28 protein-coding genes are annotated in these 26,921 nt (G+C 56.4%); 11 read left to right on the forward strand and 17 right to left on the reverse strand.

Going from position 1 to position 26,921, the window contains the following annotated elements; translation table 11 throughout:
* Positions 1-143 precede the first annotated feature (143 nt).
* The 5 genes from yqaB to IM265_RS09785 all read left to right on the forward strand — a co-directional run bounded on the left by yqaB (position 144) and on the right by IM265_RS09785 (position 4,250).
* The gene (gene yqaB / locus IM265_RS09765) at positions 144-710 is read left to right on the forward strand and encodes a fructose-1-phosphate/6-phosphogluconate phosphatase (RefSeq protein WP_028014186.1); all 567 of its coding nucleotides are present in this window, start codon (positions 144-146) and stop codon (positions 708-710) included.
* Complete coding sequence (locus IM265_RS09770; RefSeq protein WP_008499541.1) at positions 707-1,135, forward strand: YqaA family protein; 429 nt, start codon at positions 707-709, stop codon at positions 1,133-1,135. The genes yqaB and IM265_RS09770 overlap by 4 nt, the downstream gene beginning before the upstream one ends.
* An 83-nt stretch (positions 1,136-1,218) precedes the next feature.
* A complete protein-coding gene (gene gshA / locus IM265_RS09775) occupies positions 1,219-2,763 on the forward strand; it encodes a glutamate--cysteine ligase (protein WP_041908520.1) in 1,545 nt (514 codons plus the stop codon).
* A gap of 153 nt (positions 2,764-2,916) precedes the next feature.
* Positions 2,917-3,432: an S-ribosylhomocysteine lyase gene (gene luxS / locus IM265_RS09780; RefSeq protein ID WP_008499539.1), complete on the forward strand. Its 516-nt coding sequence runs from the start codon at positions 2,917-2,919 to the stop codon at positions 3,430-3,432.
* 53 nt (positions 3,433-3,485) lie between these two features.
* Complete coding sequence (locus IM265_RS09785) at positions 3,486-4,250, forward strand: helix-turn-helix domain-containing protein (protein WP_028014184.1); 765 nt, start codon at positions 3,486-3,488, stop codon at positions 4,248-4,250.
* Here IM265_RS09785 and leuA read toward each other — a convergent pair.
* From leuA to IM265_RS09850, 13 genes are all read right to left on the reverse strand, one after another.
* Positions 4,237-5,892 carry a 2-isopropylmalate synthase gene (leuA, locus tag IM265_RS09790; protein WP_193031113.1) on the reverse strand — a complete coding sequence of 552 codons (1,656 nt, stop codon included), beginning with the start codon at positions 5,890-5,892 and terminating at the stop codon, positions 4,237-4,239. The genes IM265_RS09785 and leuA overlap by 14 nt on opposite strands.
* A 96-nt stretch (positions 5,893-5,988) precedes the next feature.
* Positions 5,989-7,536 carry a multidrug efflux MFS transporter permease subunit EmrB gene (gene emrB / locus IM265_RS09795; protein WP_028014182.1) on the reverse strand — a complete coding sequence of 516 codons (1,548 nt, stop codon included), beginning with the start codon at positions 7,534-7,536 and terminating at the stop codon, positions 5,989-5,991.
* A gap of 16 nt (positions 7,537-7,552) precedes the next feature.
* A complete protein-coding gene (gene emrA / locus IM265_RS09800) occupies positions 7,553-8,725 on the reverse strand; it encodes a multidrug efflux MFS transporter periplasmic adaptor subunit EmrA (protein ID WP_021241959.1) in 1,173 nt (390 codons plus the stop codon).
* A 128-nt stretch (positions 8,726-8,853) separates the two neighbouring features.
* The gene (mprA, locus tag IM265_RS09805) at positions 8,854-9,384 is read right to left on the reverse strand and encodes a transcriptional repressor MprA (protein WP_041911975.1); all 531 of its coding nucleotides are present in this window, start codon (positions 9,382-9,384) and stop codon (positions 8,854-8,856) included.
* A gap of 315 nt (positions 9,385-9,699) precedes the next feature.
* Positions 9,700-10,884 carry an MFS transporter gene (locus IM265_RS09810; RefSeq protein ID WP_028014180.1) on the reverse strand — a complete coding sequence of 395 codons (1,185 nt, stop codon included), beginning with the start codon at positions 10,882-10,884 and terminating at the stop codon, positions 9,700-9,702.
* A 170-nt stretch (positions 10,885-11,054) separates the two neighbouring features.
* On the reverse strand, positions 11,055-12,050 hold the full coding sequence (gene proX / locus IM265_RS09815; RefSeq protein ID WP_045260894.1) for a glycine betaine/L-proline ABC transporter substrate-binding protein ProX: 996 nt from the start codon (positions 12,048-12,050) through the stop codon (positions 11,055-11,057).
* Positions 12,051-12,059: 9 nt separating this feature from the next.
* Entirely contained in the window at positions 12,060-13,124 is a 1,065-nt protein-coding gene (gene proW / locus IM265_RS09820; protein ID WP_028014178.1) for a glycine betaine/L-proline ABC transporter permease ProW, read from the reverse strand.
* Complete coding sequence (gene proV, locus IM265_RS09825; protein ID WP_028014177.1) at positions 13,117-14,319, reverse strand: glycine betaine/L-proline ABC transporter ATP-binding protein ProV; 1,203 nt, start codon at positions 14,317-14,319, stop codon at positions 13,117-13,119. The genes proW and proV overlap by 8 nt, the downstream gene beginning before the upstream one ends.
* 332 nt (positions 14,320-14,651) lie before the next feature.
* Positions 14,652-15,611, reverse strand: a complete 960-nt coding sequence (nrdF, locus tag IM265_RS09830) for a class 1b ribonucleoside-diphosphate reductase subunit beta (RefSeq protein ID WP_126344975.1) — start codon at positions 15,609-15,611, stop codon at positions 14,652-14,654.
* 9 nt (positions 15,612-15,620) lie between these two features.
* The gene (gene nrdE / locus IM265_RS09835; RefSeq protein ID WP_150144955.1) at positions 15,621-17,765 is read right to left on the reverse strand and encodes a class 1b ribonucleoside-diphosphate reductase subunit alpha; all 2,145 of its coding nucleotides are present in this window, start codon (positions 17,763-17,765) and stop codon (positions 15,621-15,623) included.
* Positions 17,738-18,148, reverse strand: coding sequence for a class Ib ribonucleoside-diphosphate reductase assembly flavoprotein NrdI (gene nrdI, locus IM265_RS09840; protein ID WP_192971704.1), 411 nt, complete (start codon positions 18,146-18,148; stop codon positions 17,738-17,740). Before nrdI ends, nrdE begins: the two co-directional genes overlap by 28 nt.
* Positions 18,145-18,384, reverse strand: a complete 240-nt coding sequence (gene nrdH / locus IM265_RS09845; RefSeq protein WP_041908533.1) for a glutaredoxin-like protein NrdH — start codon at positions 18,382-18,384, stop codon at positions 18,145-18,147. Before nrdH ends, nrdI begins: the two co-directional genes overlap by 4 nt.
* Positions 18,385-18,627: 243 nt before the next feature.
* A complete protein-coding gene (locus tag IM265_RS09850; protein WP_023308924.1) occupies positions 18,628-18,954 on the reverse strand; it encodes a DUF883 domain-containing protein in 327 nt (108 codons plus the stop codon).
* A 160-nt stretch (positions 18,955-19,114) separates the two neighbouring features.
* On the opposite strand from IM265_RS09850, the gene IM265_RS09855 reads away from it, so the two are divergent.
* Positions 19,115-19,459 (forward strand): DUF2002 family protein, encoded by a 345-nt coding sequence (locus tag IM265_RS09855; protein WP_023308923.1) that lies wholly within the window; start codon positions 19,115-19,117, stop codon positions 19,457-19,459.
* Between the two features lie 32 nt (positions 19,460-19,491).
* Here the strand turns inward: IM265_RS09855 and alaE are convergent, their stop codons facing one another.
* Positions 19,492-19,941 carry an L-alanine exporter AlaE gene (gene alaE, locus IM265_RS09860; RefSeq protein WP_028014172.1) on the reverse strand — a complete coding sequence of 150 codons (450 nt, stop codon included), beginning with the start codon at positions 19,939-19,941 and terminating at the stop codon, positions 19,492-19,494.
* 493 nt (positions 19,942-20,434) lie between these two features.
* Between alaE and stpA the strand changes: the two genes are divergently transcribed.
* The gene (gene stpA, locus IM265_RS09865) at positions 20,435-20,839 is read left to right on the forward strand and encodes a DNA-binding protein StpA (protein WP_041908535.1); all 405 of its coding nucleotides are present in this window, start codon (positions 20,435-20,437) and stop codon (positions 20,837-20,839) included.
* A 38-nt stretch (positions 20,840-20,877) separates the two neighbouring features.
* On the opposite strand, the gene IM265_RS09870 is transcribed toward stpA, so the two are convergent.
* Positions 20,878-21,057: a hypothetical protein gene (locus tag IM265_RS09870; protein ID WP_028014170.1), complete on the reverse strand. Its 180-nt coding sequence runs from the start codon at positions 21,055-21,057 to the stop codon at positions 20,878-20,880.
* A gap of 79 nt (positions 21,058-21,136) precedes the next feature.
* The gene (locus tag IM265_RS09875) at positions 21,137-21,658 is read right to left on the reverse strand and encodes a rhodanese family protein (RefSeq protein WP_028014169.1); all 522 of its coding nucleotides are present in this window, start codon (positions 21,656-21,658) and stop codon (positions 21,137-21,139) included.
* A gap of 179 nt (positions 21,659-21,837) precedes the next feature.
* Here IM265_RS09875 and IM265_RS09880 point away from each other — a divergent pair, with 179 nt between their 5' ends.
* The gene (locus IM265_RS09880; protein ID WP_032644909.1) at positions 21,838-21,996 is read left to right on the forward strand and encodes a YqaE/Pmp3 family membrane protein; all 159 of its coding nucleotides are present in this window, start codon (positions 21,838-21,840) and stop codon (positions 21,994-21,996) included.
* Here IM265_RS09880 and IM265_RS09885 read toward each other — a convergent pair.
* The gene (locus IM265_RS09885; RefSeq protein WP_028014168.1) at positions 21,993-22,922 is read right to left on the reverse strand and encodes a LysR substrate-binding domain-containing protein; all 930 of its coding nucleotides are present in this window, start codon (positions 22,920-22,922) and stop codon (positions 21,993-21,995) included. The two genes, IM265_RS09880 and IM265_RS09885, sit on opposite strands and share 4 nt — an antisense overlap.
* 319 nt (positions 22,923-23,241) lie before the next feature.
* Between IM265_RS09885 and IM265_RS09890 the strand changes: the two genes are divergently transcribed.
* The 3 genes from IM265_RS09890 (at position 23,242) to IM265_RS09900 (ending at position 26,911) form a co-directional block, all read left to right on the forward strand.
* Positions 23,242-23,847 carry an ankyrin repeat domain-containing protein gene (locus IM265_RS09890; protein WP_041908539.1) on the forward strand — a complete coding sequence of 202 codons (606 nt, stop codon included), beginning with the start codon at positions 23,242-23,244 and terminating at the stop codon, positions 23,845-23,847.
* A gap of 107 nt (positions 23,848-23,954) precedes the next feature.
* A complete protein-coding gene (fdrA, locus tag IM265_RS09895) occupies positions 23,955-25,496 on the forward strand; it encodes an acyl-CoA synthetase FdrA (RefSeq protein WP_193031115.1) in 1,542 nt (513 codons plus the stop codon).
* The gene (locus IM265_RS09900; RefSeq protein WP_048959576.1) at positions 25,496-26,911 is read left to right on the forward strand and encodes a DUF1116 domain-containing protein; all 1,416 of its coding nucleotides are present in this window, start codon (positions 25,496-25,498) and stop codon (positions 26,909-26,911) included. Before fdrA ends, IM265_RS09900 begins: the two co-directional genes overlap by 1 nt.
* Positions 26,912-26,921: the final 10 nt, after the last annotated feature.

Raw genomic sequence — 26,921 nt, forward strand, 5'->3', positions numbered from 1 at the left:
ATCCTCCCGGATGCACCATCCCTTCTGTTATTCCCTTCGATGTTTAGTTCTTAATCACTCTCGTAGTTATCACTTCTCAATCAGCGACAAAAACCCCCTTTTACGATAAAGTAATGCTTTGTTAATCGTTTAGCGAGAGCACGATGTACGCACAGTATGACGGTTTGATCTTCGACATGGATGGCACCATCCTGGATACTGAACCCACGCATCGTCAAGCCTGGACCGAGGTCCTTGGCCGCTACGGCATGCGTTTCGACCTTCAGGCGATGATTGCCCTCAACGGATCCCCAACCTGGCGTATTGCGCAGGCCGTGATTGAACTGAATCAGGCCGATCTCGACCCACACCTTCTCGCGCGTGAAAAAACCGATGCGGTAAAAGCCATGCTTTTAGATACCGTACGCCCTCTGCCACTGATTGATGTGGTAAAAGAGTGGCACGGGCGTCGCCCGATGTCTGTCGGGACGGGCAGCGAGAGCGCGATAGCAGAAGCGTTGCTCAACCATCTTGGCCTGCGCCACTATTTTTCTGCCGTGGTGGCCGCCGATCATGTTAAAAATCACAAGCCCGCGCCGGACACCTTCCTGCTTTGCGCAGAATTAATGGGCGTACCGGCGGCAAAATGCGTCGTGTTTGAAGATGCCGACTTCGGTATTCAGGCCGCGCGTGATGCCGGAATGGCGGCGGTGGATGTGCGCTTACTGTGAGTGACGCGCTGTCACTTGCCTCATTATTCGCCAGCAGTTTTCTAAGCGCCACGCTGTTACCGGGAAATTCGGAAGTGGTACTGGTGGCGATGCTGTTGTCCGGCGTGAGTCAGCCCTGGCTGCTTGTATTAATAGCAACAATGGGTAATAGCCTTGGAGGGCTGACTAACGTTATTCTTGGGCGTTTCTTTCCGCTGCGCGAAAAATCGCGCTGGCAGGAAAAGGCAGTCGGCTGGCTAAAACGCTATGGCGCTGCCACGCTGTTATTAAGCTGGATGCCTGTAATAGGCGATTTACTGTGTCTGCTGGCGGGATGGATGCGCATCTCCTGGGGACCGGTGCTCTTTTTTTTGTGCCTTGGCAAGGCGTTGCGCTATGTTCTCGTGGCGTGGGCAACACTACAGGGTATGACGTGGTGGCACTAATTGGTGGAATGAATACGCGACCTTCAATCGTCAACCATTACAATTATGCTGAGTAACATTACTTTGACAGGCGGGAGGTCAATTTGATCCCGGACGTATCTCAGGCGCTGGCCTGGCTGGAAAACCACCCTCAGGCTCTGAAGGGTATTCAGCGTGGTCTTGAGCGTGAAACGCTGCGCGTTAACGCGGACGGTAGCTTAGCGACGACGGGTCACCCGAAGGCGTTAGGCTCGGCGCTGACACATAAATGGATCACAACCGATTTCGCTGAAGCGCTGCTGGAGTTCATTACGCCGGTGGACGGCGATATTGATCATATGCTGACGATCCTGCGCGACATCCATCGCTACACCGCGCGCAATCTCGGCGATGAGCGTATGTGGCCGCTCAGCATGCCGTGCTATATCGAGCAGGGCCAGGAGATTGAGCTGGCGCAGTACGGCACGTCAAACATTGGTCGGCTGAAAACGCTCTATCGCGAAGGTCTTAAAAATCGCTACGGCGCGCTGATGCAGACGATCTCTGGCGTGCACTACAATTTCTCTTTGCCGATGGCGTTCTGGCAGGCGAAGGGGGGAGAAACGGATAAAGAAGCGATCTCCGCCGGTTATTTCCGTCTGATCCGCAACTATTACCGTTTTGGCTGGGTGATTCCGTATCTGTTTGGCGCGTCGCCTGCCATTTGTTCATCGTTCCTGCAGGGGAAACCGACCACGCTGCCGTTCGAAAAAACCGAGTGCGGCATGTACTATCTCCCGTACGCGACTTCTCTGCGCATGAGCGATCTGGGCTATACCAATAAATCGCAAAGCAATCTCGGTATTACGTTTAACGAATTGCACGAATATGTGGCAGGATTGAAGCGGGCGATTAAAACTCCGTCGGAAGAGTACGCGAAAATCGGCCTTGAAAAAGACGGAAAGCGCCTGCAAATCAACAGTAACGTATTGCAGATTGAAAACGAACTGTATGCGCCAATTCGTCCGAAGCGCGTGACGCGCAGCGGTGAAACGCCGTCGGATGCGCTGCAGCGCGGCGGCATTGAATACATTGAAGTGCGCTCGCTGGACATCAACCCGTTCTCACCGATTGGCGTTGACGAGCAGCAGGTTCGCTTCCTGGATCTGTTTATGGTCTGGTGCGCGCTGGCGGATGCGCCGGAAATGAGTTCAGACGAACTGCTTTGTACGCGCACGAACTGGAACCGCGTGATTCTGGAAGGCCGTAAACCGGGTCTGACGCTGGGTATTGGCTGCGAAACAGCGCAGTTCCCGCTGGCTAAGGTTGGTAAGGATCTGTTCCGTGACCTGAAGCGTGTTGCCCGCACCCTGGACAGCATCGACGGCGGCGACGCGTATCAACAGATTTGCGACCAGCTGGTGGAATGCTTTGATAACCCGGAACTGACGTTCTCTGCGCGCATATTGCGCACCATGATCGAGCAGGGGATTGGCGGCACGGGGCGTTCACTCTCAGCGGAGTACCGTGAGATGCTGATGCAGGAGCCGTTAGAGATCCTGAGCGAAGCGGATTTTGTCGCGGAGCGCGACGCGTCCCTGGTGCGTCAGAAAGAGGTTGAAGCGGCGGATACGGAGTCGTTTGAGGCGTTTCTGGCGAAGCAGGCTTAAGCAGAAAAGAAAAAGGCCACATCGCTGTGGCCAAAATATACATCTCTGAATTCAGGGATGATGATAACAAATGCGCGTCTTTCATATACTCAGACGTGCATTCTGTAGAAGAGTTCAGTTTATTTTAAAAAAAATCACTATCGGAGGTGACGTATGCCGTTATTAGATAGCTTTACTGTCGACCATACCCGTATGGAAGCACCTGCAGTCCGCGTGGCGAAGACCATGCACACCCCGCACGGCGACACGATCACCGTCTTCGATCTGCGCTTCTGCGTGCCGAATAAAGAAGTGATGCCGGAGAAAGGCATTCACACCCTGGAACACCTGTTCGCCGGTTTCATGCGTGACCACCTGAACGGCAACGGCGTTGAGATCATCGACATCTCTCCGATGGGTTGCCGTACCGGCTTCTACATGAGCCTGATTGGTCAGCCTGAAGAGAAACGCGTCGCCGATGCGTGGAAAGCGGCGATGGAAGACGTGCTGAAAGTGAAAGAGCAGAACCAGATCCCTGAGCTGAACGTTTACCAGTGCGGCACTTACCAGATGCACTCTCTGGAAGAAGCCCAGGAAATTGCCCGTCACATCATCGAGCGTGACGTTCGCGTAAACAGCAATGAAGAGCTGGCCCTGCCAAAAGAAAAACTGCAGGAGCTGCACATCTAGTATTGTGCCTGTGGATGCCCGGTGGCGCTTCGCTGGCCGGGCCTAAAATCCTCATGACGACAACCACCACCTTCTCCTTTACCCATCGCCCGCTTGTGCCGTTTTCGCATGATTATGCTCATGGCGATAGCGAGCCGTGGCATGAACACGACTGCGCGCAGCTGCTGCACAGCCTGACGGGCGTCGTGCGGGTCGATACCGCATCCGGCTGCTGGGTAGTGCCGCCCGGGCGCGGCGTCTGGCTACCGGCGGGGACACAGCACTCGCTTCGCATCACCGGCAACGTTGCAGCCCGCACGCTGTTTATCGATCCGCTGGCGCGAGCCGATCTCCCGGCGACCTGTCAGATCGTGCAGATCTCCCCGCTGCTGCGCGAGCTGATCCTCACCTCCCTGACGCTACCGGAGTCGTACTCGCCGGGAAGCCGTGACGAGCGCGTGTATGAGCTCATTCTGGATGAAATTCGCATCATGCCGGTGCTGCCGTTTCACCTGCCGGAACCGGAAAGTGAAGCGTTACGCCAGCTGTGTCGGCAGGTCCGTCAGTTACCAGGTGAAAGCTGGAGCGGTCAACAGAGCGCGAGCTTGCTCGGCATGAGCGAGCGTACGCTGAACCGCCATTTTCAGCAGCAGACCGGGCTAAGCTACGGCGAGTGGGTGAGAAGGGCGCGCCTGCTGGAAGCCTTAGTGCGGCTGGCGCAGGGCCAGCCGGTGCTGCGCGTGGCGCTGGATCTGGGATACGGCAGCCACAGCGCCTTTACGGCGATGTTCCGCCGGACGATGGGTATCTCACCCAGCGATTACTTTAAGAACGACTGACCGCGTTAAACAGCGCCTGAAGCGACGCGCGCGCCACGTCGCTGTCAATGCCCACGCCCCAGCTGCTGGTGCCGTCCTGGAACAGGCAGCGGATATAGGCCACCGAACGGCTGTCGCTGCGTTCGCCCAGCGTATGTTCGTGATAATCCTTAATCACAAACGGCGCGTTGACCCAGCGGCTCAGGCCCTGCGCGGCAGCGGAGAGCAGACCATTGCCCTGACCCTCCAGCTGGCGCGTTCCCCCCTGCGTGACGACGCTTGCCGTCAGCCGCAGCTGGCCGTCCTGCTGGCCGTCGCTGCGGTAGGATTGCAGCGCCAGCTGCGGCGTCGTTACCAGCCCGTAGCGGGTGCGGAAAAGCTGCCACAGCGCGTTCTGCGTCATTTCTTTCCCGTGGCGATCCGTTTCCTGCTGCACGTGCTGGCTAAAATCCTGCTGCAGGGCGCGGGGCAGCTTCAGGCCGTGGTTTTGCTCAATAAGCCAGGCGCTGCCGCTTTTTCCTGACTGGCTGTTCACGCGGATCACCGCTTCGTAGGTGCGGCCGATGTCCTGCGGATCGACGGGCAGATAGGGCATCTCCCAGCGATCGCCAGGCCTGCGGGTATCAAAGCCTTTCTTGATGGCGTCCTGATGCGAGCCGGAGAAGGCGGTATAGGCCAGCCGTCCTGCCCACGGATGGCGCGGATGGACAGGCAACTGGTTGCAGGTCTCTACCGTTTCGACCACCCGATTCATATCGCTAAAGTCCAGATTGGGACTAATGCCCTGGCTGTAGAGGTTCATCGCCAGCGTTACCAGGCAAACGTTGCCCGTGCGTTCGCCGTTGCCAAAAAGGCAGCCCTCTACGCGGTCGGCCCCGGCCATCACCGCCAGCTCCGCGCTGGCGACGCCCGTTCCGCGGTCGTTATGCGGATGCACGCTGATGCACACGTCGCGGCGGCGGCTGAAGTGGCGGCAGAAATACTCGATCTGATCGGCATAGACGTTCGGCGTACTGACCTCGACGGTAGCGGGTAAGTTGATCACCATTGGCCGTTCATCGCACGGCTGCCAGATCTCCGCCACGGCTTCACAAATCTCCAGCGCAAACTCCGGCTCGGTAAAGCAGAAGGTTTCCGGGGAGTACTCGTACTGCCAGCGGGTTTCAGGGTTCTCTTCACAAAGCTGGCGGATAAGCCGCGTGGCGCGGGTGGCCAGCTCGACGATCTGCGCTTTCTCCATACCGAACACCAGGCGGCGGAACAGCGGGGCGGTGGCGTTATACAGGTGGACGGTGGCCTGCTTCGCGCCGCGCAGGGATTCAAAAGTACGATGGATGAGATCTTCCCGCGCCTGTGTTACCACCTGAATCGTGACGTCATCCGGAATGCGGTTCTCTTCGATAAGCTGGCGGACAAAGTTGAAGTCGGTCTGCGAGGCGGACGGGAAGGCGACCTCAATCTCTTTAAATCCGCAGCCCAGCAGCAAATCCCAGAACTGCAGCTTGCGCGCGCTGTCCATCGGCTCGGCAAGCGCCTGGTTGCCGTCGCGTAAGTCTGTCGAGAGCCAGCGCGGCGCGCGGGTGATGGTCTGCTCCGGCCAGCGGCGGTCGGGCAATGAAACGGTGGGATAAGGCTGGTATTTGTCGGCGGGTGTGTTCAGCATGATGCGCTCCTGTTGTCTTTTCACTATCGTGAATTGATTTCAGGAGCGCTGCTTTATCGAAACTGACAATCGCTGTCGCGTTCTGGACAACGCGAATTAGTGCGCCCCTCCGCCGCCGCCACCGGCGCCAAACGGCGGTCTGGCAAACCACACCAGCCCCAGCAGGACGATGAAGATCCCCGCCGATATCCAGAAAATCTCGTTTGCCGAGATAATCAGCCCCTGGTTGGTGATCTGCTGGGCAATCCAGCCGGATGCCTGCTGCTCCGTCATCCCCATGCCCTGAAGCTGACTGTACATCTGCTGGGCATTCGGATTGTACGGGTTCACCGCTTCGGTCAGCTGGGCGTGGTGCATCGATTCACGGTTGGTCCACAGGGTGGTGGTGATCGACGTCCCGATGGAACCCGCTAGCGTACGGGTGAAGTTCGACAGGCTTGATGCCGCCGCCAGACGCTCAGGCGGCAGGCCAGAGAGCGTAATGGTGGTCAGCGGCATAAAGAAGCACGCCACCGCAAAGCCCTGAATGAACTGCGGCCACGCCGAGGCGCCAAAGTCCATTCCCGGCTCAAAGGTATACGCGCGCCAGTAGAAGCACACGGCGTACATAATGAAGCTGAACGTCACCAGCCGACGCATGTCGAGCTTGTGGGCGAAGCGGCCAATAATCGGCGACAGCAGAACCGGGATCACCCCAACGGGCGCTGAGGCCAGCCCCGCCCAGGTCGCGGTATAGCCATACACCTCCTGCAACAGCTGCGGCAGCAGAACAATCGCGCCGAAGTAGAGCATATAGGCGAGGCTGATACACAGGCAGCCGATGGTGAAGTTTCGCGATTTGAAGAGCGAGAGATCGACAATTGGGTTGTCGTCCGTCAGCTCCCAGACAATCAGGAAGCTTATCGACACCACCGCGACAATGGTCAGGATGATGATCTCCTGCGAGTTGAACCAGTCGAGCTCTTTACCGCGGTCGAGCATGATCTGCAGACTGCCGATACCCAGGATCAGCAGCGCCAGCCCGATGCTGTCGATACGGCGCTGTTCGGTACGCGTCTCTCGTCCCCGCAGCGACTGCAGCGTCATCAATACCACGACGGCGCCAATCGGTACGTTGATAAAGAAGATCCAGCCCCAGTGGTAGTTATCGCTGATGTACCCGCCCAGAATCGGTCCGCAGATAGGCGCGACGATAACGGTCATTGACCACAGCGCCAGCGCGACCGAACGTTTTGCTGGGGGGTAGTTGCTCAGCAACAAACTCTGCGACAGCGGGATCAGCGGCCCGGCGACAATCCCCTGAATGACGCGGAAGAAAATCAACATCGTCAGGCTGCTGGACATGCCGCACGCCCAGGAGGCAAGAACAAACGCTACCGTGGACCAGAGGAACAGCTTCACCTCACCGACGCGCTTCGCCAGCCAGCCGGTGATAGGGATGGAGATGGCGTTTGCCACCCCAAACGAAGTAATGACCCAGGTCCCCTGGCTCAGCGACGAGCCAAGGTTGCCGGCGATGGTTGGGATCGCCACGTTTGCGATGGTGGAGTCCAGCACCTGCATGAATGTCGCCAGCGACAGCGCAATGGTCATAATGACCAGCTGCGCGCCTTCCAGCGGTTTTTGCGGCTTTTGCTGTTGCATAACGCTCACCTTCGGATTAACCGGCGTTTGCCTTCACGATGTCATCGATCAGTTTGTTGACCGGATCGAGGCTAATTTCACGGGCGTTACTTTCATAAACCGGGCTGCTACGCACCTGGCTTGCCAGGATCTGACCGTCGCGGTTGGCGGTATCGACCGTCACAAGCGTTGAGAGGCCGATACGCAGCGGGTGATCCGCCAGCTGTTTGGCATCCAGCTCGATACGCACGGGCAGACGCTGAACCACTTTGATCCAGTTGCCGGTGGCGTTTTGCGCAGGCAGCAGGGAGAAAGCGCTGCCGGTCCCCATATCCAGACCCACCACTTTCCCGGTGTACTTCACGTCATCGCCATAGATATCGCTGACCACGGTTGCGGTCTGGCCGATACGCATATGGGCGAGCTGCGTCTCTTTAAAGTTGGCGTCTACCCACAGGTTGTCTGCCGGCACGACCGCCATCAGCGGCGTGGTCGGGCTAATCTGCGCCCCTGGCTGGACGGAACGGCGGGAGACATAGCCGGTCATCGGGCTGACGATTTTGGTACGCTGCAGGGCAAGCCATGCGTTGCGTACTTCAGTCGCCGCCTGTTGTACGGCGGGCTGGTTTTCGAGGCTGGTGCCGAGCACCATCGCCTGGTTGGCGTTGTACTGTTGAATCGCCACGTCCAGCTGTGCCTGGGCACTGGCAACCGCGTCGCGCGCGTGCTGCAGCTCTTCACGGCCAATCAGGTTAGCGGTGCCGAGCGGTACACGGCGGTTCAGGTCGCTCTGCGCCTGCGCGAGTGCGGTTTTCTGCACGTCGATATTGGCCTGCAGCTGTTTACTGTTGATCATCAGCTGGCGGGTCTGACGGACGCTGGAGGCCAGCGCGGTCTGGGCTTTCTCAAAGGCCTGCTGGGCGTCGGTTGGATCGAGGGTCACCAACACATCGCCTTTTTGCACAAAGTCGGTATTGTCAGCCCAGACTTTCGTCACGCTGCCCGACACCTGCGCCATAATCTGTACCTGGTTCCCTGCCACGTATGCGTCGTCAGTCTCTTCTGCATGACGCAATACTAAAAACCAATAGATCCCATATGCCACGGCAATAATAATAAAGAGCAAGGTCAACAGAAGAAGGGCACTTTTACGTTTGCCTTTCTTATTGGCCGGTTGCTGCGGGGTAGTGCTCTCCGCATTTGCGCTCATTGTTGTTCTCCACGATCTTCTTATTTTCACATCGGCTGAGCCGACCTGTTGTCAGAAAGGCCAGCAGTGTGACGTGCTGGCCTGTCGGTTTTCTTATATAAATCTGGATTGTTGAGCGTGTCGTCGCGTTAGCGCAGCGCCTCAAGAACAGCGCCTTCTTCATCCATCTGGTCCAGACGGGTGAGCAGCTTGCGAGTGATATGCTCAAGCTGGTCGCGCTCGGAAGTACTGAGGGCAGACCAGAGTTTGTGCAGGCAATTGTGCTGAGGTGGCAGCACCTCACGCAGGAACTGGTGACCTTTATCGGTCAATTGCAGATGCAGGCAGCGGCGATCGTTATCGCTTTCACGGCGCTCAATCCAGCCGCGCTTTTCCAGCTCATCGGCAATACGGGTCGCATTGGTACGGGACGATCCCAGCGCGCAGCTCAGCTCAGAAGGCTGAATGCTATGGTTTTCCTGAGACTCCAGCGTAATCAACGCCATAAACAACGTCTCGTTAATCCCTTGAGCTTTCAGCATTTTATTACGATTTTCCAGCAGTTTACCCTGCATGTGCATGCACAGGCGGGTCAGCAGGATTTCCTGATACGGGAAGTCCTCATGACGACTGGCGCGGAATTTAAGCATTTGTTCAATGGGCGTAAACGAACTATCCATTTTGGGCATAACCTCATTAATTACAGCCGATATAGTAACGATGGTGACAAATAATGTAAATGAATTATTTGTGCGGTTATATCCGCCAAACGAATGCCACCATCAAAGAGCGCCGGGTAAGTCCGTGACCCGGTGAGCACAGAAAGCGTAGGGTATAAACCCGCTGAAGAGAGGATGTGGGGACGGGGGTCTGAACTATTCATGCCAATTGTAGATATGTCACCCACATTAAAATTTCTGGGATAAATGATTACGTTTACATTAACAGACTGCCGGGCCCCTTTACACCCTAAGAGGCCCAAAGCAATGTAAAACTTAATGAATTGCTTCCTGACGATGATAGCCGCGCCACCATACAACCAGGTTAAGTGCGGCGACGAGTGCCCCTATCCCGCACACACCTGACCAGCCGGCATGCTGCCACGCCGACGCTGATATTAACGAACCCGCCGCACCACCAATGAAGTAGCTGGTCATGTATCCGGCCGTGAGGCGGTTACGCGCCTCGGGCTTCACGCGGTAAATCACGGTCTGGTTGGTGATGTGAACACCCTGTACGGTGAGATCGAGCACCAGAATACCGACGATCAGCGCCAGCACCGAGACGTGCCCATACCAGATGGCCGCCCAGGAGAGCAGGAGCAAAATCAGTCCGGCTGTCGTGGTCATGTGCGATTTGCCTTTATCAGCCAGCCCGCCTGCCGGGCGAGCGCCCAATGCACCGGCGGCACCGGCCAGACCGAACAGACCAATCACCCCTTCGGAATAATTGAACGGCGGTGCTGCCAGCAGAAACGCCATTGACGTCCAGAGAATGCTGAAGTTGGCGAAGGTTAAACACCCCAGCAGAGCGCGGGTGCGCAGCAGTTTATCCTGCGTGAACAGGCTAAACACGGAGGCCAGAAGCTGCGGGTAATTCAGGTGGTTCTCCTGCTTCACCTTCGGCAGCCCGCGCCACAGCGCCAGCGCCATCACCACCATCAATACGCTCGCCACCCAGTAGACGGTGCGCCAGCCGCCGAGGCTTGCCAGCAGCCCGGCAACGGTTCGCGCCAGCAGAATGCCCAGCAGCAGGCCGCTCATGATAGTGCCGACCACTTTGCCGCGTTTTTCCGGCGAGGCGAGCGTTGCGGCGAGAGGCACCAGGATTTGCGCGACGACGGAGAAAAGCCCCGTTAGCGCGGTACCGACGATCATCATCGTCAGCGACTGGCTGCTGGCGGTGATCAGCATGCCGCCTGCCGCCAGAAGCGTCATAGAGACGATAAGCATCCGGCGCTCAAACATATCGCCCAATGGCACCAGGAACAGCAGCCCTGCCGCATAGCCGAGCTGCGCAGCGGTGACGATAAAGCCGGCGGAGCTGGCTGAAAGATCGAAGGCGCGCGCGATAGTATCAAGCAGAGGTTGTGCGTAATAGTTGCTGGCGACTGCCAGACCCGTTGCCACGGACATTAAAAGGATGAGTGCGGGGCTAAGCCCCTGAGATGTTTTTGTCATTAGTTTCAGGAATCGTGAGTTAAGTGATTAGTTTCCGGAAACATAATAACCAATGATTGTGAATGTTGGGGAATTGTTATGTGTGTGTTTGTGCGGTTAATCCCCTCACCCTAACCCTCTCCCCAGAGGGGGGGACGGGCTGGGGGGAGGGGTAAGGTTGTGTTGTGTTTTTACTTCTGCGCCGCAAGCGCTTCTTTCACCCAGCCATCAAACTGCTGCTGGTGGGCTTTGATCCAGCCATCCACGTGGCCCTTAACATCCGCCTCAGAGGATTTGCCCGCGTGCATCATCGCATTCTGGGCGTTGATGTCCGCCAGCGGCAGCTTCATCACCGAGAACAGCTTCGCCGCAGCCGGGTTTTTCTCCGCCCAGGCTTTGTTCGCCACGATGTGCATAGTGTTCACCGGGAAGCCATAGTTCATGCCGTTCGGCAGTTTGGTGTCGATATCTTTCTGCTCGCCCGGCAGGGAGGAGAAGGGCACCTGTAACCACACCACGTCTTTGCCCGGCTTCAGCACGTCGCTCACCCAGTACGGCGTCCAGGTGTAGTAGATCACCGGCTTGCCTTCCTTAAAGCGGGCAATGGTGTCGGCCATCATCGCGGAGTAGTTGCCGTGGCTCACGTCGACGGTTTTCGCCAGATCGAACGCTTTGTTCTGGTGGTTAATCACCGCTTCGCAGCCCCAGCCCGGCGAGCAGCCCATCATGTCGGCCTTTCCGTCACCGTTGGTGTCGAACAGTCTGGCGATCTTCGGATCTTTCAGCTGCTCAATATTGGTGATGTGGTACTTATCAGCGGTTTTCTTGTCGATCAGATAACCCTGCGCCGCGCCGGTCACGAAGGTACCTTCGCGATAGAATTTCTTATCGCCACCTGCGGCGGCATACATGTCGTCGTGCAGCGGCTGCCAGTTCACGGCGGTAAAGGTGGCATCACCGGAAGCAATCGAGGTGTAGCCCACGTTGTAATCCACTTCGCTCGGCGTGTTGACCGTATAGCCCAGCTTCTCCAGCGCGCGGCTGACGATCAGGGTCTGGAAGCTCTCTTCCGAAATGGTGCTCTGCACCGGCTGCACGGTAATGCCTTTGCCCGGCAGGTCAGCGGCAAACGCGCTGGTGGAGACAAGGGTGGCAAACGCTGTGGCAAAAAGTACGTTATGTCGCATCGTTGTTCCTTATTTTGTAAATGGGCGGGTCAGTAACCCGACAGGGCCGGTGGTGTACCAGCGACGGTTGCCGCGACTGCGTGAATCACGACCGACAGCCTGGGTCAGGCGGTCAAGGATAATGGCGAGGATCACAATCCCGACGCCGCCGACGGTCGCCAGCCCCATATCAAGACGGCCAATACCGCGCAGCACCATCTGGCCGAGACCGCCAACGGCGATCATCGAGGCGATCACCACCATGGACAGCGCCAGCATCAGCGTCTGGTTAACGCCCGCCATAATGGTCGGCATCGCCAGCGGAAGCTGAACCTTAAACAGCATCTGACGCGGGCTGGCGCCGAACGAGCGCGAGGCCTCAATCAGATCCGCCGGCACCTGGTTAATGCCCAGGATCGTCAGGCGAATAATCGGCGGCAGGGCGAAGATAATGGTCACCACCACGCCCGGCACGTTACCGATGCCGAACAGCATCACGATAGGCACCAGATAGACGAACGCCGGGGTGGTCTGCATCGCATCCAGCAGGGGACGAATAATCTTCGCCGCCCGCGGGCTGCGCGCCAGCCAGATCCCCATCGGCAGGCCGATGACAATGCAGAAGAGCAGGGCGGTCAGCACCAGCGCCAGGGTAATCATCGCCTGAGACCACGCGCCAATCGCGCCGATGGCGATCAGGGAGATCAGCGTGGCGACGCCCATACCCGCGCTACCGAACTGCCATGCGATCAGCGAGAACAGGATTATCGCCACGGGCGCCGGCATGCCCAGCATCAGCTGCTGGAAGCCGTTCAGGATGTAATCCACCGGGATGCGGATCCCCTGGAACACCGGGCGGAAATGGGTAACGACCCAGTCGATCCCCTCTGTCACCCAGCTGTCCAGCGGGATCAGCGTCTTGTGGAACGGATCCATAATATTGAAATGCTCTGGCGCAGGTGCGGGTGCGCTGTTGAGCCAGTCCGCCGCGCCGCCGCCGTCGGCAGGTGCGGGCGTGGAACCCCACGCATCGGCAGATTGCGCCGCGCTGTCCGCAGCTTCAGTGGTACCCCATGGGTTTGATTGATCAGCCATTGTTTGCCCCCTCGCGATCTAAAGCCTGTAGCAGCATCCGTTTTGAGATGATGCCAACGTACTGTTGTTCTTCACCGACAACCGGCACGGCGCAAGGCGCCTGACCCACGTGAGAGAGCAACTCGCTAAGCGGCGTTTCGGCATCCACGGCAAGTGGAGCATCAATCAACGCCGCATCGATTCCCTGGTTTTCGCTCAGGGCGTTTTTCAGAGAGTCGATGGAGACAACGCCGACAAATTTATTGCCGCGTTCAACCAGATAACCGTATTCACGGTCTTCATCCTGCAACAGCTTCAGCGCGGAGCGCGGGCCGAAGCCTGGCGTTTTTCGAATAATGCCGTTTGGCGTTCGGCGGGCAATATCTTTCGCGCTAAATACCTGGCTAATATCCACGCCGCGGAAGAAGGTGCGCACGTAATCATTCGCCGGATTATTCAGAATTTCATCCGGCGTACCGACCTGCACCACTTCGCCATTTTGCATAATGGCAATGCGGTCGCCAATACGCATGGCTTCATCGAGATCGTGAGAAATAAAGACAATGGTGCGCTGGTGTTTGGCCTGTAATTTTACCAGCTCATCCTGCATCTCGGTGCGAATTAAAGGATCGAGAGCGGAGAAGGCTTCATCCATTAATAATATGTCTGGATTAATGGCTAACGCGCGGGCTAATCCGACGCGCTGACGCATCCCGCCCGAAAGCTCGTCCGGGTAGGCATGAGCGTAATTTTCCAGCCCAACCTGACGCAAAGCATCCAGGGCTTTTTCCTGACGTTCCTGAGCAGGCGTGCCGGCTAATTCCATACCGAAGGCGGTATTATCGAGCACCGTCATATGCGGCATCAGCGCGAATGACTGAAACACCATTGCGATCTTCTTTCTGCGCACCTCGCGGAGTTCTGCGTCTGAGATTCTGGCGATATCCACGCCGTCAATCAGCACCTGTCCGCGGGTGGGTTCAATCAGGCGATTGAGAAGGCGAACCATAGTGGATTTACCCGAACCGGATAACCCCATGATGACAAAAATCTCGCCTTCTTCAATGGCCAGACTGGCGTCTTTAACGCCAAGCGACAGCCCGGTTTTTTCCAGAATTTGCTCTTTCGAAAGGCCTTTCTCAATATATTTGAATGCGCGCTGCGGGTGCTCGCCAAATATTTTATAAAGATTTTTCACTTCTAATTTAATTGCCATGCAATAGAGAGTGTCCTGTTATTTGTTTATGTCGATATGATTACCATGGTAAATTGTTAACGGGCATAACCCTAACATACTGAGAATCTGAGACAACCCTGAGTTGGCCTGACGCCGGAATTTTGCTGCAAGCGAAACGGCTGAATTTCCCATGAATAAAGGGCTGAGGGCGGTTTGAATTTTTCTCAATTTTTTGCTGCTGCGTCGGGAAATTCGCCTGAATCGGTGTGAATCAGGCGAATATGACGGGGAAATTACAGTGTAGTGCCTGGTGAAATAGTGGTGTGGAAATAATGAGATTTATATTTAATTAATGAACGTTAATTCATACATTAAAAATCCCAGTCCTCATCTTCTGTCTCCACCGCTTTACCCATCACGTACGACGATCCGGACCCGGAGAAGAAATCGTGGTTTTCGTCCGCATTGGGCGACAGCGCCGCGAGGATCGCCGGGTTTACCTCCGCCATCTCCGGCGGGAAAAGCGCGTCGTAGCCCAGGTTCATCAGCGCTTTGTTCGCGTTGTAGCAGAGAAACGCCTTCACGTCCTCTTCCCAGCCCGTTCCGGCGTACAGCTCTTCGGTATAGCTCAACTCATTGTCATACAGATCCATCAGCAAATCGAGGGCGAACCCTTTGAGTTCCTCGCGTTTTTCCGGGCTGACATTCTCAAGCCCTTTCTGATACTTATAGCCGATGTAATACCCGTGCACCGCCTCGTCACGGATAATGAGGCGAATCAAATCGGCGGTGTTGGTGAGCTTGCCCCGGCTCGACCAGTACATGGGCAGCCAGAAGCCGGAATAGAAGAGGAAGGATTCCAGGAACACGCTGGCGATCTTCTTCTTCAGCGGCTCGTCGGCGCGGTAATACTCCAGCACCAGTTCAGCCTTGCGCTGCAATGACGCGCTCTCTTCACTCCAGGCGTAGGCCGCGTCCACGTCTTTGGTCTGGCACAGCGTCGAGAAAATCGAGCTGTAGGAGCGGGCATGTACCGCCTCCATAAAGCTGATGTTCGACATCACCGCCTCTTCGTGCGGCGTCAGCGCGTCGCTCATCAGCGCGGGCGCACCGACGGTATTCTGAATGGTGTCCAGCAGCGTCAGGCCGGTAAAGACGCGGATTGTCAGCTGCTGTTCGGCGTGGCTCAGCGTCTGCCAGGCTGGAATATCATTGGAGAGCGGCACCTTTTCCGGCAGCCAGAAGTTGCTGGTCAGGCGGTTCCACACCTCCAGGTCTTTATCGTCCTGAATCTTGTTCCAGTTAACGGCACTCACGCGTGACAGTTTCATCCTTTCTCCTTACAGCGCGCAGGATACGCAGCCTTCGATTTCGGTGCCTTCCAGCGCAAGCTGGCGCAGGCGAATGTAGTACAGCGTTTTGATGCCTTTCTTCCAGGCGTAAATCTGCGCTTTGTTGATATCCCGCGTGGTGGCGGTGTCCGGGAAGAAGAGCGTCAGCGACAACCCCTGGTCCACGTGCTTCGTGGCCTCGGCGTAGGTATCAATGATTTTTTCCGGGCCGATCTCGTACGCGTCCTGGTACAGCGCCAGGTTCTCATTGGTCATAAACGGGGCAGGGTAGTAGACGCGTCCGGTTTTGCCTTCCTTACGAATCTCAATCTTCGACACGATCGGGTGAATGCTCGACGTGGCGTGGTTGATGTAGGAAATCGAACCGGTCGGCGGTACCGCCTGCAGGTTCTGGTTATAAATGCCGTAGCGCATCACGTCGTCGCGCAGCTGCTGCCACATCTCGCGCGTCGGCAGGGTAATGCCGGCGCGGTCAAACAGCGCGCGCACTTTTTCGGTTTTCGGCTGCCAGTCGCCTTCCAGATACTGGCTGAAATACGCCCCGCTGGCGTAGCGCGACTGCTCAAAGCCTGCGAACCGCTGGTTGCGCTCGCGCGCCAGCATCATTGAGGTATGCAGCGCATGCCAGGTGACGGTGTAGAAATAGAGATTCGTGAAATCCAGCCCTTCCGGGCTGCCGTAGGCGATGCCTTCCCGTGCCAGATAGCCGTGCAGGTTCATCTGTCCCAGGCCGATGGCGTGCGACGCGGCGTTGCCCGCCTCGATGGACGGCACGCTGCGGATGTGGCTCATGTCCGATACCGCCGTCAGCCCGCGAACGGCGGTCTCCACCGTGCGGCCAAAATCCGGCGAATCCATGGTGTGGGCAATATTCAGCGACCCGAGGTTGCAGGAGATATCTTTGCCGATCTCCGCGTAGTCCAGGTTTTCGTCGTAAGCGGAGGCGCTGTTGACCTGCAAAATTTCCGAGCACAGGTTGCTCATGTTAATGCGCCCGGCAATCGGATTGGCGCGGTTTACCGTATCCTCGTACATGATGTACGGATAGCCGGATTCAAACTGAATTTCCGCAAGCGTCTGGAAGAAATCGCGGGCGTTGATGTATTTCTTGCGGATGCGATCGTCTGCAACCAGCTCGTCATAAAGCTCGCTTATCGCCACGTCGCCAAACGCTTTGCCGTAGATACGCTCCACGTCATACGGCGAGAAGAGCGCCATGTCGGCATTCTCTTTGGCCAGCTTAAACGTGATATCCGGGATCGTCACGCCGAGCGACAGGGTTTTGATGCGGATTTTTTCGTCGGCGTTTTCGCGCTTGGTATCGAGAAAACGCAGGATGTCCGGGTGGTGCGCGTGCAGGTAAACCGCCCCCGCCCCCTGGCGTGCGCCAAGCTGGTTGGCGTAGGAGAAGGCATCTTCCAGCATCTTCATCACCGGGATCACGCCCGAGGACTGGTTTTCGATGCGCTTGATCGGCGCGCCCGCTTCCCGCAGGTTCGAGAGCAGAAACGCCACGCCGCCGCCGCGTTTGGAAAGCTGCAGCGCCGAGTTCACCGCACGGCCAATCGACTCCATATTGTCTTCGATGCGCAGCAGGAAGCAGGAGACCAGCTCGCCGCGCTGGGCTTTACCACAGTTGAGAAACGTCGGCGTGGCGGGCTGGAAGCGGCCGGAGAGGATCTCCTCCGTCAGCCGTTCAGCCAGCGCTTCATCGCCCTGGGCCAGCGTCAGGGCCACCATCACGGTGCGATCTTCAAAGCTTTCTAAATAGCGTTTGCCGTCGAAGGTTTTCAGGGTGTAGCTGGTGTAATACTTCCATGCGCCAAGAAACGTCTGGAAGCGAAAACCGCTGGCGTGCGCACGTTCAAACAGTCTTACCACGAAGGGACGATCGTAGCGGGCCAGGACGCGCTCCTCGTAGTAGCCCTCGTTAACCAGATAGTCGAGACGTTCATTCTGGCTTGCAAACGTCACGCTGTTGGGCCGCACGTGGGCGGCGAAAAAAGCTTCTACCGCCTCGCGATCTTTGCCAAACTGAATGCGCCCCTCACGGTCATAGAGGTTAAGCATCGCGTTTAATGCGTGGTAGTCCGGCGTCGCCTGAATTACCCGTTCTGCGGTTGTCGTTGCCAAAATTCGTTCACTCCTTTACGCACGTTTTCTACGTCCTGCTGTGTCCCCATCAGTTCAAAACGATAGAGATACGGCACGCCGCATTTTTGAGAGATGACATCCCCGGCGCGGCCAAAGGCATCGCCAAAATTACGATTGCCCGCCGCGATCACGCCCCGAATCAGTACCCGGTTATGAGGATCGTTCAGAAAGCGGATCACCTGGCGGGGTACTGCTCCTGCCGTACCGCCGCCGCCATAGCTGGGCACCACCAGAATGTAAGGTTCGTCTACCTGAATGCGCTCCCGCTCGTTGAGCGGAATACGCACCGCAGACAGCCCGAGGCGCTCAATAAAGCGGAGCGTGTTTTCTGAGCTGCTGGAGAAGAAGACCAGCCCACTCATGCACGCGTGGCCTGAGCGCTCAGGCGGTTAATCATGTCCGGGCGAAAGCCAGACCAGCTGGTATCACCGGCAACCACCACCGGAAGCTGACGAAATCCCTGTTCGCGCAGGGTATCCGCGGCATCGGGCACCAGGTCGATATTTACCATCTCAAACGCCACGCCGCGGCTCTCCATCGCCCGTTTGGTGGCGTGGCACTGAACACAATCGTTACGAGTGTAAATAATAATGCTCATGATTCGTATTTCCATTTAGAATGAGAAAACGGCGCGAGTTAACGCGTCATAGAGTGTGTGTCTTTCTAAAGGGAATACTAGATGTAGTTGATAAAAGATTCAACCATACAAGATATGGGAAATTAAGATTAATATTGCCCTGATGATGAGCACAGCGGGGCAGGGCGGGCTGTACGGGTTTTTCAGGCTTACAGGCATAAAAAAGCCCCGGCGCCTGAGGCTACCGGGGTTGAGAATGCGGGCTTACTTACGCAGGCTGAGCAGGGCTCCGACAAAAATGCCGACCGCCGCGACGGTTCCCAGCGTACACAGTGGTTTTTCACGTACGAAGGTCGTAGCACAGCTTGCCATGTCGCAGGCCGCCTGCGTAGCGCGTGAACGTCCGTTCATACGGGCGCGGGTTTCACGGAGCAGAGACTGAGCCTTACGTTTCGCAGCATCTGCTTCATCCTTCGCATCCGATCCCCAGGATTTCAGCACTTCCTCAAGCGTGTCCGCTAATTGGCTGACATCATTACGAATATCCTGCGCGTCGTCGTTAATATCGTTTCGGTTCGGTCTGTTAAACATACGATCCTCCGTAATTTTGTGTTCCCGTTTAGTTTAGTTCAGAAATTTAATATCTGAAGCGCGTCACGCGTTATCCGCCAGTTTATGGACTATTCTGAAAGCCCTGCTAATGCTGATTACTGTAAGGTTGCCGGGCAGGAAAAGATAACGAGGAAAAGATATGTATTTACGACCTGACGAGGTGGCACGCGTTCTTGAAAAAGAGGGATTCACCATGGATGAGGTGACGCCAAAAGCGTATGGATATCGCCGCGGCGAGAATTATGTTTATGTTAATCGTGAAGCCAGGATGGGACGTACCGCTCTCATTATTCACCCGACGCTGAAAGACAGAAGTCTGTCATTTGCTGAGCCTGCCTCGGATATTAAAACCTGCGATCACTATCAGCAATTTCCGCTCTATTTAGGCGGTGAACGGCATGAGCATTATGGTATTCCGCACGGTTTCAGTTCGCGTATGGCGCTGGAGCGGTTTCTGAAGGGACTGTTTGGCGACGTACAGTAAATCTGCGACTGGCTTTCGCCAGTCGCTTCACATTACGCTTTTACCTGGCCGTACTGGCTGACCTTAAACAGGCGGCGGCAGTAGTCGAGGAAATAGCCGTATACCGCACCCATCAGCATTGATACCACGATATTCGAACTGACCGCTGCGGCGATCTGGTGCCAGTCCGCGCCCACTGTCAGGAGAATAGCCACGTAGACCGGCGACTGGAACGTGACGTACGCCAGCACGTCGGCAAGATTTTTCATCCAGCCCGCCGGGCTGATGCGGCGCGCGAAACGCATAACGGCATCGCGGTATAGCCCGTAAGGCCATGCGATAATAATATTGACCGGGATCGCCACCAGACGAGAAGAAAGTGACTGCTCGAAGGTCATTCCGGAGAGGAATATTTCAATCAGCATGTTCACAACGGAACAGTAGACAACCATCGCGAAAGTATCCGCCACCGCGTGGCGCAGGCGAGATTGCGGCGAGAACATGTCTGAACTCCTTGAGAAGAACGCAGTGGAATCGGTTTTCCTTCAGCGGCTAGTGCTTTAGGTTGGTTTGTTTGAGGTGTATAGCGTATATCTCTATGTTTGAACTAACAACTAGTGATTAATTTTTATTTACTCGCCTTTTGTCCACAATATTCTCTAAAATTGGTTGTTTTTTATCCGGTTCGTTATAATCTGTCTCATCAAATGTTTTACTTATATAAATCAGTGGCTTAGATGTTTTGCTTTTGACGCAGAAATCCACTCCCCTGATGATAGCGCAGTATGCTGTGATTTGGATTAAAGTTGACCATTTATATTGATTCGGTGATTAGATCCACGTGTTTCCCGCCAATGCTATGCGCTATTATTAACGGCGATATTTAAATATATTTACATTTATGCCCGTTTGGACCTTTGGGTAGATATTTCAACTGAAATGAATTATTCTTGGGGCGATTTATCTATTTACCCCAAAGAAAAGGTTTTCAATAATATGTCTTTGACGTTACAGAATCTTAATAATATCCGAACCCTGCGCGCGATGGCGCGAGAATTAACCCTGGACGTTCTTGAGGAAATGCTGGAAAAGGTCAGGGTCGTTACTGAAGAAAAACGCAATGAGCTGGCGGAATTAGAGCAGCAGCGCGCTGAACAGCAGGAAAAAATTAATACCCTGCTGGAACTGATGAAAGCCGATGGTATTTCTCCGACTGACCTGCTGGGTTCAGAACTGGCGCAGGCGGGTAAACCGACTAAAAAGCGTAAACCGCGTGAAGCGAAATATCGCTTTATTGACCAGAACGGTGAAGAAAAAACGTGGACCGGCCAGGGTCGCACGCCGAAGCCTATTGCCAGCGCGCTGGCAGAGGGTAAATCACTGGATGATTTTCTGATCTAATACGTGGACCGGGCGGAACAAGCCGCCCGGTTGTCTGTTCAGCAGACGCCGAAATCACCTTCTTCGGTATACGGCGCCAAATCGGCCGCTTTCAGCGTATATTTCTCGCCTTGTTCATTGCTGGCCTGTACCGCCACCACGTTTTCACCGTTCACTTCGAGCACTTTCAGCTTTGGGCCGCCTTTTAGCGGTTGCACATAATCACCGACAGAAAACATATAACCTCCTCATCGTTTTAGCGATCTTCACCTTAGCCGACGTCTGATGCCGGGTACAGCGTAATTCATTGATTACTGCTTATGAGGTATGACGGTTCCACGGCATCACTTTCAGCAACCGTGCCATACCGCAAAAACCTGTCACACCGGCGAAAAGCAGCCCGGCACCGACGAAACCGCTCAGCAGGAAAAAGCCGCTGGAGACGCTATAACCCAGCACCACGCCGCAGAGGATCAGCAGCCCGGCGGCAATTTGTACCTGCCGCATCAGCGGGAGCGGCTGGGATTTATCTTCAACGGTCAGCAGCCCGGCCTGCTTCCAGCCCTGAATGCCCCCCTCAACCACGAAGGCCTGAGCCGGCAACGCTGCCTGCGCAAGTCGCGCAGCATTGTTTGATGTCCGTGTCCCGGACTGACAGTGGAAAATCACCGTTTCACCAGGGGCAGCGTTGAGCCCGCCGGGTAAAGAATCCAGCGGTATGGAGCGTGCTGCCGGAATATGCTCGCGGGCATACTCATCGGGATCGCGAATATCAATCAGTTTTGCGCCTTCTTTAATAAGCGCGTTCGCCTGCTGTGGCGAAATAAGAGAAAGAGACATGGTGTTTCCTTACGGTCAATTTATGAGAAGTAGAACATTTAAGGAAGGGCTTAAGCCAGTGTAAAGAGGGTAAAGGCAGGTAAAAGCGCGAGAGACGAATGGCAGTAACCCGTAAACTGGCTATGCTTAGAGAAATGTCTCTTTTTAATTTTCAATTGGTTAGCTTGCACGGAGTGATTATGGGTTTTTGGCGCGTTGTTTTTACGATTATTCTCCCGCCGCTGGGCGTGCTGCTTGGCAAGGGACTGGGCTGGGCGTTTATTCTGAACATCCTTCTGACCATCCTGGGTTACTTCCCGGGCCTTATCCACGCGTTTTGGGTGCAGACGAAAAACTAAGCACGCCACAGTAAATCACTGTATATACCGGTTAACACGCCTTCCGGGCCAAACTGCTGTTTGATCCAACGCGTCACCTGGCCGGTCGCCGCATGCTGCGTGGCGAGCAGCATGCGCGAGTCCTGACGCGGATTGTTAATACGCCGCGTGATGAGCAGACCGTCTTCCATCGCTTCTCTTGCCATGTATTCCGGCAAAAAGCCAATCCCTTCCCCCAGAATCTGGCACTGGCACTTGGTGTTGAAATCCGGCACCAGAATTGCCTCCTGCCCGTGCAGCAGCCAGCCGACCTTCTTGTTGATAGTATGCGCGGTATCTTCCACCATGATGTTGGGGTACAGGCGCAACTGGCTCTCCGCAATCGGTTCGGGAACAAAGGCGAGGGGATGTTCCGGCGCGATGGCAAACACCCAGCGAATGGCGCCAATTTCGGTGTAATCAATCCCGCCGCCGTCCAGCAGCGTATCCGGCGCGCCAATCGCGATGTTGGCCTGATTGTTGATGATCGAATCCCATACGCCGTTATACACCTCGGTCGTCACCGTGATCTGGCAGGTGGGAAACTGCTTTTTCAGCACCTGCAGCAAACGCGCGGTATGGCGCGGCGTATACAAGAGCTGATTAATGCAGATGCGCACTCGCGCCTCGATGCCCTGCGAAATGGTATCAATCCCGCGCTTGATGGCGTGGAAGTCGTTCAGCAGGTCGGTGGCCTTACGGTAAAAATAAAACCCGGACTCCGTCAGCTCGATGCTGCGCGTGTTGCGCACAAACAGCACCACGTCCAGCCCGGTCTCCATGCGCTTAATGGTGTAGCTAATGGCGGAGGTCGTCACACCCAGCTCGGCGGCGGCTTTGCTGAAGCTGCCGAAGCGTGCCGCGGTGGTGAAGGCCAGCAGGTTCTCTTCGGTAAAGATGGAATTCATATCACAGCATCCTCAGCCATCAGTTTTGAACATATTTTAACAGCGCCGTTACATCATATTTGAAGTCTGTCACAGTTCTGACTATTTACGCGGAGCCGCGTCCTGCAAGGCTTTTACAACCATAAGGATAATGCTGCCTGAGGCGCTAAAAAACGGTAAACCATAAGAAAAAGGTTGCACAGACGCACGTTTTAGCCTGACTGTTGAATTTAACTCAACAATGAATTGCGTGTCGATGAATCATTTTTAAGCGGATTCTTTTGTGACCAGGCTGTTGCTATTCTCAGGTCATCAGAAGTGAAACATTGGGAGACTGAATATGTCTGCAAACGCACTCGTTACGGAATTTCTGCTGGCGGCAGAAGAGGGCAACATCGACGCGCTAAAAGCCTGCCTGGATAACGGCGTGGATATTAACGCCACCAACCGCCAGAAAAGAACCGCCATTATTATTGCCAGCCTGAAAAAGCATTATGCCTGCGTGGAATTTTTAATTGCCGCCGGCGCGGATATTGATAAACAGGACCAGACCTGTTTTAACCCCTTCCTGATAAGCTGCCTGACTAATGATTTAACCCTGCTGCGCATCGTTCTTCCGGCGAATCCGGATCTCGACCGTCTGACGCGCTTCGGCGGCGTGGGCATTACCCCTGCCAGTGAAAAAGGCCACGTTGAAATCGTGCGCGAGCTGCTGGAAAAAACCGATATTAACGTCAACCACACTAACTTTGTCGGCTGGACGCCGCTGCTGGAAGCCATCGTGCTGAATGACGGCGGCGCAAAGCAGCAGGAAATTGTGAAGCTGCTGCTGGATCACGGCGCGAATCCGCATATGACCGATAAATACGGCAAAACCCCGCTCGAACTGGCGCGGGAAAAAGGCTTCGATGCAATAGCCGACCTGCTGCTGGCGGCGGGCGCATAACGCATTCGGCCAGCCACGTCCGGCTGGCCGTTAATTCAAACAGTATTTTTACCGACGTGCATTCTGCGCGACGGCGGCCCCCTTTTATCCGTATTCAGGAGAAAACAATGCCAACCAAAATCGTCATAAAAAAGAACACGTATTTCGATTCGGTTTCCTTAATGTCGGTTTCCACCAAAGCCAATAAATTGCCGGGTGTCGAACAGGCGTTTGTGGCAATGGCGACGGAAATGAATAAAGGCGTTCTGAAAAATCTCGGGCTGCTCACGCCGGAATTAGCGGAAGCCAAAAATGGCGACCTGATGATCGTGATTAAAGGCGACGCGGCGAACGATGAAACGCTGGCGGAAATAGAGGCTTTATTTACCCATAAAGCGAGCAGCGGCACCCATGAAGCACACTACGCGACGATTGCCAGCGCCAAAACTCATCGCCCGGACAGCAACCTGGCGGTCATTTCCGTCAACGGCACCTTTGCCGCCCGCGAAGCGCGTCAGGCGCTGGAAAACGATCTTAACGTGATGCTGTTCTCCGATAACGTGTCGCTCGACGACGAGCTGGCGCTGAAGCTGCTGGCGCATGAGAAAGGGCTGCTGATGATGGGGCCCGACTGCGGAACCGCCATCATCAACGGTGCGGGGCTGTGCTTCGCCAACGCGGTGCGTCGCGGGCCGATTGGGATTGTTGGCGCCTCCGGCACCGGCAGCCAGGAGCTGAGCGTGCGCATTCACGAGTTCGGCGGCGGCGTGTCGCAGCTGATCGGCACCGGAGGGCGCGATCTCAGCGAAAAAATCGGCGGCCTGATGATGCTCGACGCCATCGACATGCTTGAGGCGGATGAGGGCACTCAGGTGATTGCGCTCATCTCCAAGCCGCCTGCGCCAGCGGTGGCAGAAAAGGTGCTGGCCCGCGCCAGAGCCTGCCGCAAGCCGGTGGTTGTTTGCTTCCTCGGCCGCAGCGAACCGCCCGCCGATGAAGACGGCCTGCAGTTTGCGCGCGGCACCAAAGAAGCGGCGCTGAAGGCGGTGCTGCTTACCGGCATTAAAAAAGAGTCCCTGGATCTGCATCCGCTCAACTGGCCTTTGATTGAAGAGGTGCGCGCCCGCCTGACCCCGCAGCAGAAGTACATTCGCGGCCTGTTCTGCGGCGGCACCCTGTGCGACGAAGCGATGTTTGCCGCGCTGGAGAAGTTCGACGATGTCTGGAGCAATATCCAGCCCGATCCGGCTAAGCGCCTGCAGGATATTAGCGTCAGCCAGGCCCACACCTTCCTGGACTTCGGTGACGACGACTTCACCAACGGCAAACCGCACCCAATGATCGACCCGACCAACCGCATCAGCCGCCTGCTACAGGAGGCGCGCGATCCGCAGGTGGGCGTCATCGTGATGGACTTCGTGCTCGGCTTCGGCGCGCACGAGGATCCGGTGGGGGTGATGATCGACGCGATCAAAGAGGCGCAGGCGATCGCGAAGGCCGATAACCGTCCGCTGGAGATCCTCGGCTACGTGCTCGGCACCGACCAGGATCCGCAGTCGCTGGCGCAGCAGTGCCAGCGGCTGACCGACGCAGGCGTCATCTGGGCCAGCAGCAGCACCAACACCGGATTACTGGCACGTGAATTTGTCTGCAGAGGGGAGAAAGCATAATGACCACTTTATTCAACCAGCCGCTTAACGTCATTAACGTCGGCATTGCGATGTTCAGCGACGACCTCAAAAAGCAGCACGTTCCCGTGACCCAGCTCGACTGGACGCCGCCGGGGCAGGGCAACATGCAGGTGGTAGAAGCGCTCGACCAGCTGGCAGAGAAACCGCTGGCGGAGAAGATCGCCGCCGCGAACAAAATCGCCCTTGAGCGCATCATCCAGTCTCACCCGGTGCTGGTGGGCTATGACCAGGCAATTAACGTAGTGCCGGGCATGACCCGCACCACCATTCTGCACGCCGGTCCGCCCGTCGCCTGGGAAAACATGTGCGGGGCGATGAAGGGCGCGGTTACCGGTGCGCTGGTATTTGAAGGGCTGGCGACGGATCTGGAGGATGCCGCAAGGCTGGCGGCTTCAGGCGAGATCACCTTCTCGCCGTGCCACGAGCACGACTGCGTGGGCTCCATGGCAGGCGTCACCTCCGCCTCGATGTTTATGCACATCGTTGAGAACAAAACCTACGGCAACCGGGCGTTCACCAACCTCAGCGAGCAGATGGCGAAGATCCTGCGTATGGGCGCTAACGACCAGAGCGTGATCGACCGCCTGAACTGGATGCGCGACGTGCTCGGCCCGATGCTGCGCGACGCGATGAATATCATCGGCGAAATCGACCTGCGCCTGATGCTGGCCCAGGCGCTGCACATGGGCGACGAGTGCCACAACCGCAACAACGCCGGCACCACGCTGCTGATCCAGGCGCTGACGCCGGGGCTGATTCAGGCGGGCTACCCGGTGGAGCAGCAGCGCGAGGTGTTTGAGTTTGTCGCCAGCAGCGACTACTTCTCCGGCCCGACGTGGATGGCGATGTGTAAAGCCGCGCTGGATGCCGCTCACGGCATTGAATACAGCACCGTCGTGACCACCATGGCGCGCAACGGCTACGAGTTCGGCCTGCGCGTTTCCGGCCTGCCGGGGCAGTGGTTTACCGGCCCGGCGCAACAGGTGATTGGCCCGATGTTCGCGGGCTACAAGCCGGAAGACTCCGGACTGGATATTGGCGACAGCGCCATCACCGAAACCTACGGCATCGGCGGCTTTGCGATGGCGACGGCACCGGCCATCGTTGCGCTGGTGGGCGGCACGGTGGAGGAAGCCATCGACTTCTCGCGCCAGATGCGCGAAATCACCCTCGGCGAGAACCCGAACGTCACCATTCCGCTGCTGTCGTTTATGGGCATTCCAACCGCCATCGACATCACCAGAGTGGCGGGCAGCGGCATTCTGCCGGTGATCAACACCGCCATTGCCCACAAAGACGCGGGCATTGGCATGATTGGGGCGGGCATCGTTCACCCGCCGTTTAGCTGTTTTGAAAAGGCGCTGTTGACCTTCCGCGATCGCTACGTTCTATAAGGTATGCATC

Source organism: Enterobacter cloacae complex sp. P17RS, from assembly GCF_014895885.1.
GTDB lineage: Bacteria > Pseudomonadota > Gammaproteobacteria > Enterobacterales > Enterobacteriaceae > Enterobacter > Enterobacter bugandensis.

Excerpts from the sequence above, each read along its gene's own strand:
- yqaB (WP_028014186.1), top strand. The coding sequence starts at position 144 with ATGTACGCACAGTATGACGGTTTGATCTTCGACATGGATGGCACCATC.
- luxS (WP_008499539.1), top strand. The coding sequence starts at position 2,917 with ATGCCGTTATTAGATAGCTTTACTGTCGACCATACCCGTATGGAAGCA.
- IM265_RS09785 (WP_028014184.1), top strand. The coding sequence starts at position 3,486 with ATGACGACAACCACCACCTTCTCCTTTACCCATCGCCCGCTTGTGCCG.
- leuA (WP_193031113.1), bottom strand. The coding sequence starts at position 5,892 with ATGCTGAACACACCCGCCGACAAATACCAGCCTTATCCCACCGTTTCA.
- emrB (WP_028014182.1), bottom strand. The coding sequence starts at position 7,536 with ATGCAACAGCAAAAGCCGCAAAAACCGCTGGAAGGCGCGCAGCTGGTC.
- emrA (WP_021241959.1), bottom strand. The coding sequence starts at position 8,725 with ATGAGCGCAAATGCGGAGAGCACTACCCCGCAGCAACCGGCCAATAAG.
- mprA (WP_041911975.1), bottom strand. The coding sequence starts at position 9,384 with ATGGATAGTTCGTTTACGCCCATTGAACAAATGCTTAAATTCCGCGCC.
- IM265_RS09810 (WP_028014180.1), bottom strand. The coding sequence starts at position 10,884 with ATGACAAAAACATCTCAGGGGCTTAGCCCCGCACTCATCCTTTTAATG.
- proX (WP_045260894.1), bottom strand. The coding sequence starts at position 12,050 with ATGCGACATAACGTACTTTTTGCCACAGCGTTTGCCACCCTTGTCTCC.
- proW (WP_028014178.1), bottom strand. The coding sequence starts at position 13,124 with ATGGCTGATCAATCAAACCCATGGGGTACCACTGAAGCTGCGGACAGC.
- proV (WP_028014177.1), bottom strand. The coding sequence starts at position 14,319 with ATGGCAATTAAATTAGAAGTGAAAAATCTTTATAAAATATTTGGCGAG.
- nrdF (WP_126344975.1), bottom strand. The coding sequence starts at position 15,611 with ATGAAACTGTCACGCGTGAGTGCCGTTAACTGGAACAAGATTCAGGAC.
- nrdI (WP_192971704.1), bottom strand. The coding sequence starts at position 18,148 with ATGAGTGGGCTGGTCTTCTTCTCCAGCAGCTCAGAAAACACGCTCCGC.
- nrdH (WP_041908533.1), bottom strand. The coding sequence starts at position 18,384 with ATGAGCATTATTATTTACACTCGTAACGATTGTGTTCAGTGCCACGCC.
- IM265_RS09850 (WP_023308924.1), bottom strand. The coding sequence starts at position 18,954 with ATGTTTAACAGACCGAACCGAAACGATATTAACGACGACGCGCAGGAT.
- IM265_RS09855 (WP_023308923.1), top strand. The coding sequence starts at position 19,115 with ATGTATTTACGACCTGACGAGGTGGCACGCGTTCTTGAAAAAGAGGGA.
- alaE (WP_028014172.1), bottom strand. The coding sequence starts at position 19,941 with ATGTTCTCGCCGCAATCTCGCCTGCGCCACGCGGTGGCGGATACTTTC.
- stpA (WP_041908535.1), top strand. The coding sequence starts at position 20,435 with ATGTCTTTGACGTTACAGAATCTTAATAATATCCGAACCCTGCGCGCG.
- IM265_RS09870 (WP_028014170.1), bottom strand. The coding sequence starts at position 21,057 with ATGTTTTCTGTCGGTGATTATGTGCAACCGCTAAAAGGCGGCCCAAAG.
- IM265_RS09875 (WP_028014169.1), bottom strand. The coding sequence starts at position 21,658 with ATGTCTCTTTCTCTTATTTCGCCACAGCAGGCGAACGCGCTTATTAAA.
- IM265_RS09880 (WP_032644909.1), top strand. The coding sequence starts at position 21,838 with ATGGGTTTTTGGCGCGTTGTTTTTACGATTATTCTCCCGCCGCTGGGC.
- IM265_RS09885 (WP_028014168.1), bottom strand. The coding sequence starts at position 22,922 with ATGAATTCCATCTTTACCGAAGAGAACCTGCTGGCCTTCACCACCGCG.
- IM265_RS09890 (WP_041908539.1), top strand. The coding sequence starts at position 23,242 with ATGTCTGCAAACGCACTCGTTACGGAATTTCTGCTGGCGGCAGAAGAG.
- fdrA (WP_193031115.1), top strand. The coding sequence starts at position 23,955 with ATGCCAACCAAAATCGTCATAAAAAAGAACACGTATTTCGATTCGGTT.
- IM265_RS09900 (WP_048959576.1), top strand. The coding sequence starts at position 25,496 with ATGACCACTTTATTCAACCAGCCGCTTAACGTCATTAACGTCGGCATT.